This window comes from Solimonas aquatica, from assembly GCF_900111015.1.
GTDB classification, from domain to species: domain Bacteria; phylum Pseudomonadota; class Gammaproteobacteria; order Nevskiales; family Nevskiaceae; genus Solimonas; species Solimonas aquatica.
Genome location: NZ_FOFS01000005.1, coordinates 1 through 12448, shown reverse-complemented (window position 1 = coordinate 12448; position 12448 = coordinate 1). Strand labels below are relative to the sequence as shown.

The 12448-nt window shown below is 59.2% G+C and carries 8 protein-coding genes, 2 tRNA genes and 3 rRNA genes; 10 read left to right on the top strand and 3 right to left on the bottom strand.

Features of this window, described 5'->3' with window-relative positions; all coding sequences use genetic code 11:
• Positions 1 to 68 precede the first annotated feature (68 nt).
• Together BMY12_RS07140 and bfr are read left to right on the top strand one after the other, a co-directional pair.
• Entirely contained in the window at positions 69 to 293 is a 225-nt protein-coding gene (locus BMY12_RS07140; RefSeq protein WP_093283910.1) for a (2Fe-2S)-binding protein, read from the top strand.
• A gap of 61 nt (positions 294 to 354) precedes the next feature.
• A complete protein-coding gene (gene bfr / locus BMY12_RS07135) occupies positions 355 to 834 on the top strand; it encodes a bacterioferritin (RefSeq protein WP_093283908.1) in 480 nt (159 codons plus the stop codon).
• Between the two features lie 11 nt (positions 835 to 845).
• On the opposite strand, the gene hemJ is transcribed toward bfr, so the two are convergent.
• The gene (gene hemJ / locus BMY12_RS07130) at positions 846 to 1265 is read right to left on the bottom strand and encodes a protoporphyrinogen oxidase HemJ (RefSeq protein ID WP_093283905.1); all 420 of its coding nucleotides are present in this window, start codon (positions 1263 to 1265) and stop codon (positions 846 to 848) included.
• 96 nt (positions 1266 to 1361) lie between these two features.
• Here hemJ and argC point away from each other — a divergent pair, with 96 nt between their 5' ends.
• Positions 1362 to 2393, top strand: coding sequence for an N-acetyl-gamma-glutamyl-phosphate reductase (gene argC / locus BMY12_RS07125; RefSeq protein WP_093284540.1), 1032 nt, complete (start codon positions 1362 to 1364; stop codon positions 2391 to 2393).
• Between the two features lie 70 nt (positions 2394 to 2463).
• Positions 2464 to 2820 carry an iron-sulfur cluster insertion protein ErpA gene (erpA, locus tag BMY12_RS07120; protein ID WP_093283902.1) on the top strand — a complete coding sequence of 119 codons (357 nt, stop codon included), beginning with the start codon at positions 2464 to 2466 and terminating at the stop codon, positions 2818 to 2820.
• A 10-nt stretch (positions 2821 to 2830) separates the two neighbouring features.
• On the opposite strand, the gene BMY12_RS07115 is transcribed toward erpA, so the two are convergent.
• Positions 2831 to 3946 (bottom strand): anhydro-N-acetylmuramic acid kinase, encoded by a 1116-nt coding sequence (locus BMY12_RS07115; RefSeq protein ID WP_093283900.1) that lies wholly within the window; start codon positions 3944 to 3946, stop codon positions 2831 to 2833.
• A 17-nt stretch (positions 3947 to 3963) separates the two neighbouring features.
• A complete protein-coding gene (locus tag BMY12_RS07110; protein ID WP_093283897.1) occupies positions 3964 to 5376 on the bottom strand; it encodes an OapA family protein in 1413 nt (470 codons plus the stop codon).
• Between the two features lie 195 nt (positions 5377 to 5571).
• Between BMY12_RS07110 and tyrS the strand changes: the two genes are divergently transcribed.
• From tyrS to rrf, 6 genes are all read left to right on the top strand, one after another.
• Complete coding sequence (gene tyrS, locus BMY12_RS07105) at positions 5572 to 6783, top strand: tyrosine--tRNA ligase (RefSeq protein WP_093283895.1); 1212 nt, start codon at positions 5572 to 5574, stop codon at positions 6781 to 6783.
• Positions 6784 to 7267: 484 nt separating this feature from the next.
• Positions 7268 to 8797, top strand: a 16S ribosomal RNA gene (locus BMY12_RS07100).
• A 122-nt stretch (positions 8798 to 8919) separates the two neighbouring features.
• Positions 8920 to 8996: transfer RNA gene (locus BMY12_RS07095), tRNA-Ile, on the top strand.
• A gap of 30 nt (positions 8997 to 9026) precedes the next feature.
• A tRNA-Ala gene (locus BMY12_RS07090) sits at positions 9027 to 9102 on the top strand.
• Between the two features lie 207 nt (positions 9103 to 9309).
• Positions 9310 to 12167: ribosomal RNA gene (locus BMY12_RS07085) — 23S ribosomal RNA — on the top strand.
• 118 nt (positions 12168 to 12285) lie between these two features.
• Positions 12286 to 12400: ribosomal RNA gene (gene rrf, locus BMY12_RS07080) — 5S ribosomal RNA — on the top strand.
• The 16S, 23S and 5S rRNA genes sit together here with 2 tRNA genes alongside, the layout of an rRNA operon.
• The last annotated feature ends 48 nt before the right edge of the window (positions 12401 to 12448 follow it).

Below are 12448 nucleotides of genomic sequence, written 5' to 3'. Positions count from 1 at the left end.
GGCCGCTCAGCGAGAACGAGATTGGCCTGCAGTTGACATGAATTCTCATTTGCAGCCATCATGCGGCCATGATCATCTGCGTCTGCAAGGCTGTTTCCGATCGTCAGATCCGTCGCGCGGTTCGCGAGGATGGCGTGGTGAGCCTGCGCGAGCTCAATCGGCTCTATGGTCTGGGCAGTTGCTGCGGCAAGTGCGTGCCGCATGCGCGCCAGCTGCTGGACGAGACGCTGGCCACGCTGCCGGCCGCCGCGCCGAGCGCTGAAGTGTCGCCGCTGGCCGCCGGCGCCGGCTGAGAGCGCAGGCGCAGGCTTTCCGTATACTGCGGCCATCCGGCCCAGCACTACGGAGCGTGCCATGCAAGGCGACCCCAAGGTCATCGAATTCCTCAATCTCGCCCTCAAGAACGAGCTGAGCTCCATCAACCAGTATTTCCTGCATGCGCGCATGCTCGGCAACTGGGGCCTGAAGCGCCTGGAGAAGCACGAGTACGAAGAATCCATCGACGAGATGAAGCACGCTGATCGGCTGATCGCGCGCATTCTGTTTCTCGAAGGGCTGCCCAATCTCCAGGATCTGGGCAAGCTCTACATCGGTGAGGACGTCAAGGAAGTGCTGGAGTGCGATCTCAAGCGTGAGCGCGAGGCGCATCCGCTGTACAAGGACGCCATCGCGTACTGCGAGAAGGTCGGCGACTACGTGACGCGCGAGCTGCTGGTGTCGATCCAGAAGAGCGAGGAAGAGCACATCGACTGGATCGAGACCCAGCTGGGCCTGATCGAGAAGATGGGGCTGCCAAACTTCATGCAGTCCGGTGCGGGCGAAATCGGCTCCTGAGGCGGCGTGCTTCAGAAGGGCTTGAGCACCACCAGAATCACGATGGCGGCGAGCAGCAGCGTCGGCACCTCGTTCATGGCACGGTAGAACTTCGCGCTCTTGTCATTGCGCCCCTGCGCGAATGCCCGCAGGCGGGTCTTGAGCCAGCCGTGATAGGCCGAGAGCAGCACCACCAGCGTCAGCTTGGCGTGCAGCCAGCCGGCGTGCAGCCAGATCTGCGGCCCCAGCCACAGCGTCCAGACGCCGAACACCCAGGTGCCGATCATGCCCAGCGTGGTCATCAGGTACAGCCGCCGCTCCATGGTGCAGAAGCGCGCATGGCCGGCCTTGTCCTGGACCTCGCAGTGATACACGTAGAGCCGCGGCAGGTAGAACAGCCCGGCGAACCAGGCGATCAGGAAAAACAGGTGGGCGGCCTTGGTCCAGAGCATGGTGTGGTTTGCCTGAGGGCTGAAAGAAAAGGCCGCACTTGCGTTTGCGGCCACGGGACCTATTATCGCCGCCCCTGGCGTTGAATGAGCAAGGACATGATCAAGGTCGGCATTGTGGGCGGCACGGGCTATACCGGCGCGGAATTGCTGCGCCTGTTCGCGCAGCATCCGCAGGCGCGCGTGACCCTGCTGACCTCGCGCAAGGAAGCCGGACAGCGTGCCGACGCCATGTTCCCGCATCTGCGCGGGCACTGCGAGCTGAGCTTCAGCGCGCCGGACCCCGAGGCGCTGGCCGCTTGCGACGCGGTGTTTTTCGCCACGCCGCACGGCACCGCCATGCAGATGGCGCCAGCGCTGGTGGCGCGCGGCGTGAAGGTGATCGACCTCTCCGCCGATTTTCGCCTGCGCGATCCGGCGGTCTTCCAGAGCTGGTACAAGCTGGAGCACAGCGCACGCGAGCTGCTGGCCGAGGCGGTCTATGGCCTGCCGGAAGTGCATCGCGAGGCGATTGCCCGGGCGCGCATCGTCGCCAATCCCGGCTGTTACCCCACGGCGGTGCAGCTGGGTCTGCTGCCGCTGCTCAAGGCGGGTGCGGTCGATACGGGGCACATCGTCGCCGACTGCAAGTCGGGCGTGAGCGGCGCCGGTCGCGAGGCCAAGATCGGCTCGCTCTACGGCGAGGTCGCTGATTCCTTCAAGGCTTATGCGGTGCCCGGCCATCGCCATGGCCCCGAGATCCTGCAGGGCGTGGCGGATATCGCCGGCGCGCCGGTGGCGGTGACCTTTGTCCCGCATCTGCTGCCGCAGTTCCGCGGCATCCACGCCACGCTTTATGCACGTTTGACGCGGCCGGTCGACAATCTGCAGCGGCTTTACGAGCAGGCCTTCGTCGGCGAGCCCTTCGTGGACGTGGCGCCAGCCGGCGATCATCCGGAGACGCGCGGCGTGCGTGGCGGTAACACCTGCCGTATCGCTGTGCACCTGGCGCCGGACCGGCAGACGGTCGTGGTGTTGTCGGTGATCGACAACCTGGTCAAGGGCGCTTCGGGACAGGCGGTCCAGAACTTCAATCTGATGTTCGGGCTGGACGAGCGCCTGGGCTTGCAAGCGCCGCCACTGGCGCCATAAAAGGCGTACAGTTCGAACACCAGCAGGCGTCGCGTGTGGACGCCGATTGCAAGTGGTTCAAGAGGCCAATATGTCGGAAACGGTTGCGGTGCAGGACGAGGTGCCGGTGCTCTTCAGCGAGGCGGCGGCCAACAAGGTGCGGGAGCTGCTGGACGAGGAAAATGATCGCGAGCAGATGCTGCGCGTGTTCGTCACCGGCGGCGGCTGCTCGGGTTTTCAGTACGGCTTCAAGTTCGAGAAGGACACCGAAGACGGCGATACCCTGGTGGTGAAGAACGGCGTCACCCTGCTGGTCGATCCGATGAGCATCCAGTACCTGACGGGCGCGGAGATCGACTACAAGGAAAGCGTCGAAGGCGCGCAGTTCGTGATTCGCAATCCCAACGCGACCACCACCTGCGGCTGCGGCAACTCGTTCTCGATCTGAAGCCCGCTCTTTAAGGGCGATACAGACCGCCCAGTACCGCGCTGCGGCTGGCGCCGGTCACGGCCGGCAGATTGCCCGCCACTTCATGAACGCGACGCCAGGCCAGCCAAGCGAAGGCCGCGGCCTCCACCCAATCCGGATCAAGCCCTGCAGCGCTGGTGCTGCGCACCGCGCGCGGCGCCAGTAATTCCGCAAGGCGCCGCATCAGCTCGCCATTGCGAGCGCCGCCCCCGCAGATCAGCACTTCCGCGCTTTGCGGCGCGGCGCGCAGCAGCGCCTCGGCTATGCTGCGCGCGCTGAGTTCCAGCAGGCTGGCCTGCACGTCTTGCGGCCGATAGGCGCTCAGATCTGCGGGATGTCGCGCCCAGTCCAGCTTGAAGTAATCGCGCCCGGTGCTCTTGGGCGCCGCTGCCGCGAAATAAGGCTCGGCCAGCCAAGCCCGCAGCAAAGCGTCCTGCGCGACACCGGAGGCGGCCCAGCCGCCGTCGGCGTCATACGTCCGCTGCCGGTGCAGCTGGATCCACTCATCCATCAGGCCATTGCCGGGACCGGTATCGAAGCCGAATACGGCCTGCTGCGGATTTGCTGGCAACACGGTGATGTTGGCGATGCCGCCGATGTTGACGACGGCGCGTGGCAGGTCGCTGGCGAACACCGCCTGATGAAACGCCGGCACCAGCGGCGCGCCCTGACCGCCGAGGGCCATGTCGGCGCGGCGCAGATCGCCGACCGTGGCGATCCCTGTGCGGGCCGCAATGCGATTGGGGTCGCCCAGCTGCAGGCTGGTGCCGATCTGCTGCGGGTCGTGAAAAACGGTCTGGCCGTGCGAGCCGATGGCGCTGATCTGCGCGGAACTGAGTCCGGCCTGCTGCAGCAGGGCTTGCGCCGCTTCGGCGAAGCAATCGCCGACCTGCGCATCCATGCGCGCGAAGTCGCGCAGGCTGAGCTTCTGATCGGGCTGCGCCTGCAGATCCAGCAGTTCGCCGCGCAAACCGGGCGGATAGGGATGGCTGCGCGTGGCGAGCAGCCCCTGCCAGCGGCCCTGCTCGTCAAAGCGGCAGGCTGCGGCGTCGATTGCATCCAGACTGGTGCCGGAGATCAGCCCCAGACAGATCGTGCTGCCCACGCCGCGGCGCGCGGCGCTCAGTTGCTGCCGAGGGCCGGCGGTGGCGGATTGCCGGGAGCGGCAGTCGTGGCGCTGCTGCCACCCGCACTGGCGACGCGCGCCTGAGCCGAGGTCGACTCCAGCTGGGCCAGCACCTGGGCGTTGCTGCTGCGCCACTGTGCCACCACGCTGCGCGGCAGCGGATTGGCGCGCGGCAGTCCCACCGTCATCGGGTTCTTGTGCATGCCGTTGACGCGGAATTCATAGTGCAGATGCGGGGCGGTGGCCAGACCGGTCATGCCCACATAGCCGATGATCTGACCCTGGCGCACGCTGGCGCCGCTGCGCAGGCCCGGACGGAAGCGCGAGAGGTGGCCGTACACGGTTTCGTACTGCGAGCCGTGCTGCAGCATGATCACATTGCCGTAGCCATTCTTGACGCCGGCAAATTCCACCTTGCCGTCGGCAGTGGCGTGCACCGGGGTGCCGGTCGCGGCTGCATAGTCCACGCCCTTGTGCGCACGGATCACGTTGAGAATGGGATGCAGGCGGCCGAGGCTGAAGCCGGAGCTGATGCGGGCGAAGTCCACCGGCGTGCGGATGAAGGCCTTGCGCAGCGAGTCGCCGTCCGGCGTGTAGTAGGTGGCGTTGCCGTTGCCGTCCACATAGCGCATCGCGCGATAGGTGCGGCCCTGGGTGACGAATTCTGCGGCGGCGATATCGCCATCGCGCAGCATCTGGCCGTTCTTGTAGAGCTGCTCATAGACCACCGAGAAGTGGTCGCCGTCGCGCAGGTCCAAGGCAAAGTCGATGTCGTAACCGAAGATGTCGGCCAGCTCCATGACCAGACGGTTGGAGAGGCCGGCCTTCTGGGCGGCAGCAAACAGCGAACTGGTGATCACGCCGCTGGTGGCGGCCTGGCGGTGTTCGATTTCGGCTTCGATGGTCAGCGCTTCAAAGCCATTGTCGGTGCGGCGCACCTGCAGGGTGTGCGACTCATCGAACTCGTAGTGCAGCTCGTCGAGGCTGTCGTCGTCGGTCTTGCGGTAGCTGAGCTTGTCGCCAGTGCGCAGCGACTGCAGCTTGCGGGCATCGCCACCGAGCGCGACGATCGCCAGCGCGTCCGAAGAGCCCAGATCTTCCTTGTCGAAGATATCGGACAGGGTCTGCCCCTTGCGCACAACCACCGTGGTCCACTCGGAGGCGGACGGCGCGGCCAGGGTGTCGCTCGCCGCGGACTGCAGGGCGCGGTCGAAAGCCTGCTCGGTTCCGGAGTTGAAGGCCGCAGCCACTTCGGTTCCGGCCGCCTCCTGCAGCGTGCTGCTGCGCGTGGCAATGGACTCATGAACCGCAACGATCGACAACACCGCGACGCAGGCGCTGGCGAGAATGACAGACCTGCGGGCCGAGCGGCGGGGTGCCAGCTCGGCTGGGCTATAATCAAGCTTCATCACTGATAAACCTAGTCAACGATATCGGATCATGTCGCAAAGCGACGCGCGGGCCAGCATCTGGTGCTGCAATATCGTTGTGGTTATTTTTGATGCGTCCCGGGACGGTAAAGAAACACAGATTTGCCCTTATTGCAAGCCAGTCCGGCCTGCTGTTCGCTTCTTTTGACATATCCCAGCGGTCCCCAGTCTTCCATGAGCATTGATTTTTCTGAGTTCGAGCGCGGCACGGAGGAAATCCTTCCCGCCGAAGAGTTCCGCGCTCGCGTCCTGCAGGCCGAACGAGAAAGCCGGCCCTTGCGCATCAAGGCGGGCTTCGATCCGACGGCCAAGGACCTGCACCTCGGCCATACCCTATTGCTTAACAAAATGCGTGCCTTTCAGCAGGCCGGGCACGAAGTTGTTTTCCTGATTGGCGACTTCACCGGCATGATCGGCGATCCCACGGGTAAAAACGAAACACGCAAGCCGCTGACGCGAGAACAGGTTGAAGCCAACGCCCAGAGCTACAAGGAGCAGGTCTTCAAGATTCTCGATCCGGAGCGCACGCGAGTTGAGTTCAATTCACGCTGGCTGGACTCGCTGGGCACCGAGGGCATCATCCGCGTCGCAGCCCAATATACCGTTGCCCGCCTCATGGAGCGGGACGACTTTGCCAAGCGCTATGCCGGTGGGCAGCCGATCGCGGTGCACGAATTCCTCTATCCGCTGCTGCAGGGGTACGACTCGGTAGCGCTGAAGTCCGATGTGGAGCTCGGGGGCACGGACCAGAAGTTCAACCTGCTGGTCGGCCGTCACCTGCAGGGCGCCTACGGGCAGAAGCCACAGTGCATCATGACCGTGCCCATCCTCGAGGGGCTCGATGGCGTGCAGAAGATGTCCAAGAGCCTGGGCAACTACATCGGAGTCAATGACGCGCCGGGCGAGATGTTCGGCAAGATCATGTCTGTCTCCGACAGCCTCATGTGGCGTTATTTCGAGCTGCTGTCATTCCGCCCGCTCAAGGACATTGCCGCCCTGCGGGAGGCGGTGGCTGCGGGGCGCAATCCGCGCGATGTGAAGATCGAGCTTGGCGAGGAGATCGTCGCCCGTTTCCATGGGGCTGCGGCCGGCCCCGCGGCCAGCGCCGCCTTCAGGGCGCAGTTCTCGCAAGGCGCGTTGCCGGAGGATATCCCGCTGATACAGCTCAGCAGCGCAAGCGGCGGGCTGCCCATCGCGCGAGCCTTGAAGGAGGCGGGGCTGGTGGCCAGCAATGCCGAGGGAGGCCGGATGGTGGAGCAGCGGGCGGTGCGCATCGATCAGGAGCGGATCGAAGATCGCAATCTGTGCCTGATGCCCGGGCGTGAGTATCTGCTGCAAGTCGGCTCGCGCCGCTATGCCAGGGTGGGCATCGTGCTACTTGTCTGAATTTTTGGCCGGTACGGAAGGGAAAATGGCGGTCGCAGGCCGCCATTTTTGTTTCTGTTGCCGTGTCCGCGTCGCTGCGGCTTGCAAAGCCTGGTCGCCGAATAGCCAAAAAATGGTTAGAAATTAATCATTTCTAGCGCGAAGCGCAGCAGGGCCTCACCCGGCAAAAAATTAAAACTCTTTTTTTTTCATGGTGTTAAATGAAAAGGCCTGGGGACTTGTTGCAGCACTTCGAAATTTCCCTATTATTCGCCTCCCCGCTGCACGGCGGCGCTGAAGAAAAGCGCGAAGCTGAGTGGCCTGATCTTTAAGAACAAAGCAAGTGATTTGTGTGGGTGCTCCCATGGTGATGGCGAAGCCATTGCAACATGAGAGTATCAACGTAAGCCAAAGTTGATTGAGCTTATCGAAGATGACTCTTCGATGGTTCTGGAGCGTTTAGCCACGTTCTGGGACTGTTATTTGGATCTAGCTTTACACCTTTAAAGTGGAGAGTTTGATCCTGGCTCAGATTGAACGCTGGCGGCATGCCTAACACATGCAAGTCGCGCGGGGTGTAGCAATACATCTAGCGGCGGACGGGTGAGGAACACATAGGAATTTGCCTTTAGGTGGGGGATAGCCCAGGGAAACTTGGAGTAATACCGCATGATGTCGAGAGACCAAAGCAGGGGATCGCAAGACCTTGCGCCTTTAGAGGAGCCTATGTCTGATTAGCTAGTTGGTAGGGTAATGGCCTACCAAGGCGACGATCAGTAACTGGTCTGAGAGGACGATCAGTCACACCGGAACTGAGACACGGTCCGGACTCCTACGGGAGGCAGCAGTGGGGAATATTGGACAATGGGCGCAAGCCTGATCCAGCAATGCCGCGTGTGTGAAGAAGGCCTTCGGGTTGTAAAGCACTTTAGGCTGGGAAGAAAAAGTCGGAGCTAATATCTCCGACCTTGACGGTACCAGAAGAATAAGCACCGGCTAACTCTGTGCCAGCAGCCGCGGTAATACAGAGGGTGCAAGCGTTAATCGGATTTACTGGGCGTAAAGCGTGTGTAGGTGGTTATTCAAGTCGGTTGTGAAATCCCCGGGCTCAACCTGGGAACTGCTTCCGAGACTGAAAGACTAGAGTACGGTAGAGGGCGGTGGAATTTCCGGTGTAGCGGTGAAATGCGTAGATATCGGAAGGAACATCAATGGCGAAGGCAGCCGCCTGGGCCTGTACTGACACTGAGACACGAAAGCGTGGGGATCAAACAGGATTAGATACCCTGGTAGTCCACGCCGTAAACGATGAGAACTTGACGTCGGTTTGCTCAGCAAGTCGGTGTCGCAGCTAACGCGATAAGTTCTCCGCCTGGGGAGTACGGCCGCAAGGTTGAAACTCAAAGGAATTGACGGGGGCCCGCACAAGCGGTGGAGTATGTGGTTTAATTCGATGCAACGCGAAGAACCTTACCTGGGCTTGACATGCTAGGAATCCTGCAGAGATGTGGGAGTGCCCGCAAGGGAACCTAGACACAGGTGCTGCATGGCTGTCGTCAGCTCGTGTCGTGAGATGTTGGGTTAAGTCCCGCAACGAGCGCAACCCTTGCCCTTAGTTGCCACCATTTAGTTGAGCACTCTAAGGGGACCGCCAGTGACAAACTGGAGGAAGGTGGGGATGACGTCAAGTCATCATGGCCCTTATGCCCAGGGCTACACACGTACTACAATGGACAGTACAGAGGGTCGCCAAACCGCAAGGTGGAGCTAATCCCAAAAAGCTGTTCGTAGTCCGGATCGAGGTCTGCAACTCGACCTCGTGAAGTCGGAATCGCTAGTAATCGCCGATCAGCATTTGCGGCGGTGAATACGTTCCCGGGCCTTGTACACACCGCCCGTCACACCATGGAAGTCTGTTGCACCAGAAGTAGGTAGTCTAACCGCAAGGGGGGCGCTTACCACGGTGTGGCCGATGACTGGGGTGAAGTCGTAACAAGGTAGCCGTAGGGGAACCTGCGGCTGGATCACCTCCTTTCAAGTACGCTTCAAAGCGCCTTGGGAGCATCCAACACAAGTCACTTGCACTAAGTATCGAGAGCCGCGGAAGCACGTGCGGTTCTGCCCGAAACAGGTTTGAAATCGCACGGTTTGACCTGGGGGTCTGTAGCTCAGCTGGTTAGAGCACACGCTTGATAAGCGTGGGGTCGCTGGTTCAAATCCAGCCAGACCCACCAACCTAGCGAATACACACAAATCGGGTATCCGGGGCCATAGCTCAGCTGGGAGAGCATCTGCTTTGCAAGCAGAGGGTCGTCGGTTCGATCCCGACTGGCTCCACCACCGATTCCGGAAAGCATTTGTTGTGAATGTTTTCCCGAATCTACGTGAGTAGATCTGTTCTTTAACAATACGGTTTAGTAGTTGAACACTGTTGTCATTAGTTGATTAGCGTAAAGCTAGTTGAACTCAATGCCATAGGTGCTTAACGGCGAAGATTGTCGAGTGAGATCTAGGCTTCGACGTTCGAAAGAATGTTTGAGGTTATATGATCAAGTGAACAAGCGCATCTGGTGGATGCCTTGGCGACAACAGGCGATGAAGGACGTAGTAGTCTGCGATAAGCCGCGGCGAGCTGACAAACGAGCTTTGACCCGCGGATTTCCGAATGGGGCAACCCAGGGCTTTTGGCCCTATCTGTCACTGAATCCATAGGTGGCGGAAGCTAACGCAGGGAACTGAAACATCTAAGTACCTGCAGGAAAAGAAATCAACCGAGATTCCGCTAGTAGTGGCGAGCGAACGCGGATCAGCCCAAAAGTTTTGTATGTCTTAGCAAAGCAGTCTGGAAAGGCTGGCCATAGTGGGTGATAGCCCCGTATGCGAAAAGGCATGTGAAATGAAATTGAGTAAGGCGAGGCACGTGAAACCTTGTCTGAACATGGGGGGACCATCCTCCAAGGCTAAATACTCGTTGTCGACCGATAGCGAACCAGTACCGTGAGGGAAAGGCGAAAAGAACCCCGGAGAGGGGAGTGAAATAGAACCTGAAACCGGATGCGTACAAGTAGTCGGAGCCCGCAAGGGTGACGGCGTACCTTTTGTATAATGGGTCAGCGACTTACTTCTCAGTAGCAAGGCTAACCGTATAGGGGAGCCGTAGGGAAACCGAGTCTTAATAGGGCGAATAGTTGCTGGGAGTAGACCCGAAACCCGTCGATCTATCCATGAACAGGGTGAAGAGTGGGTAACACCACTTGGAGGCCCGAACGAACTCCCGTTGAAAAGGTAGTCGATGATTTGTGGATAGGAGTGAAAGGCTAATCAAGGCGGGTGATAGCTGGTTCTCCTCGAAAGCTATTTAGGTAGCGCCTCATGTATCACTGTCGGGGGTAGAGCACTGTTACGGTCTGGGGGGAGCACAAGTTCCTACCCAACTGTTGCAAACTCCGAATACCGACAAGTGCAATCATGGGAGACACACGGTGGGAGCTAAATTTCATCGTGAAAAGGGAAACAGCCCTGACCGCCAGCTAAGGTCCCAAAATTACCGCTAAGTGGTGAACGATGTGGGAAGGCTAAGACAGCCAGGATGTTGGCTTAGAAGCAGCCATCATTTAAAGAAAGCGTAATAGCTCACTGGTCGAGTCGGCCCGCGCGGAAGATGTAACGGGGCTCAAGCGGTGTACCGAAGCTGCGGATGCATAGCAATATGCGTGGTAGAGGAGCGTTCTGTAAGCCTGTGAAGGTGAACCGTAAGGTTTGCTGGAGGTATCAGAAGTGCGAATGCTGACATGAGTAACGACAATACGGGTGAAAAACCCGTTCGCCGTAAGCCCAAGGGTTCCAGCGCAACGGTAATCGGCGCTGGGTGAGTCGGATCCTAAGGCGAGGCCGAGAGGCGTAGTCGATGGAAAGCTGGTTAATATTCCAGCACTTGTTGATGCTGCGATGGGGTGACGGAGAAGGTTAGGGTAGCTGCCTGTTGGATGGTAGTTTAAGCCCGTAGGAAGACCTCTTAGGCAAATCCGGGAGGTCAATTCTGAAAGGTGATGACGAGTCTCTTTTGAGACGAAGTACCTGATACCCCGCTTCCAAGAAAAACCTCTAAGCTTCAGGCATCAAGAATCCGTACCCGAAACCGACACAGGTGGGCGAGGAGAGTATCCTAAGGCGTTTGAGACAACTCGGATGAAGGAACTCGGCAAATTAGTGCCGTAACTTCGGGAGAAGGCACGCCCGCGCAAGCGGGCCGCAGTGAAGAGGGGGTTGCGACTGTTTATCAAAAACACAGGACTCTGCAAACACGAAAGTGGACGTATAGGGTCTGACACCTGCCCGGTGCTGGAAGGTTAAGTGATGGGGTCAGCCGCAAGGCGAAGCTCTTGATCGAAGCCCCAGTAAACGGCGGCCGTAACTATAACGGTCCTAAGGTAGCGAAATTCCTTGTCGGGTAAGTTCCGACCTGCACGAATGGTGTAACGATAGCCCCACTGTCTCCATCCGAGGCTCAGTGAAATTAAAATCGCTGTGACGATGCAGTGTTCCCGCGGCAAGACGGAAAGACCCCGTGAACCTTTACTATAACTTTACACTGGAGTTTGAGTTTGCTTGTGTAGCATAGGTGGGAGCCTTTGAGATCAGGGCGCTAGCTCTGATGGAGGCGTCGTTGAAATACCACCCTGGTAAACTCGAATTTCTAACCTCGTCCCGTTATCCGGGACAGGGACATTGTATGGTGGGTAGTTTGACTGGGGCGGTCTCCTCCCAAAGAGTAACGGAGGAGTGCGAAGGTTAGCTCAGCGCGGTCGGAAATCGCGCTCTTGAGTGCATAGGCATAAGCTAGCTTGACTGCGAGACAAACAAGTCGAGCAGGTACGAAAGTAGGTCTAAGTGATCCGGTGGTTCTGTATGGAAGGGCCATCGCTCAACGGATAAAAGGTACTCCGGGGATAACAGGCTGATACTGCCCAAGAGTCCATATCGACGGCAGTGTTTGGCACCTCGATGTCGGCTCATCTCATCCTGGGGCTGTAGTCGGTCCCAAGGGTCCGGCTGTTCGCCGGTTAAAGAGGTACGCGAGCTGGGTTCAGAACGTCGTGAGACAGTTCGGTCCCTATCTGCCGTGGGCGTTCGAGATTTGAAGGGAGTTCACCTTAGTACGAGAGGACCGGGTGGAACGTACCTCTGGTGTTCCAGTTGTCACGCCAGTGGCATCGCTGGGTAGCTATGTACGGACGGGATAACCGCTGAAAGCATCTAAGCGGGAAGCCCACCTTAAGATGAGATCTCGCGGGACTTTAAGTCCCCTGAAGAGCCCTTGTAGACCACAAGGTTGATAGGCGCGATGTGGAAGTGCAGTAATGCATGAAGCTAACGCGTACTAATTGCTCGTGAGGCTTGATCATATAACGCTCAAGCATTTTTACCGTTAAGAACTGAAGGCATTGAGAAATGTGCTTCAGTGTTCAACTACCAAAACCGAATTCGAGAAATTGACCGCAAGTCAGTTTCTCGGCCAGTTTCCCTGGCGGCCATAGCGAGTTGGAACCACCCGTTCCCATCCCGAACACGGAAGTGAAACGACTCAGCGCCGATGATAGTGTGGCAGCTGCCATGTGAGAGTAGGACACTGCCAGGGTCTTAAACCAAAAACCCCGATGCCAAATGCATCGGGGTTTTTCTTTTG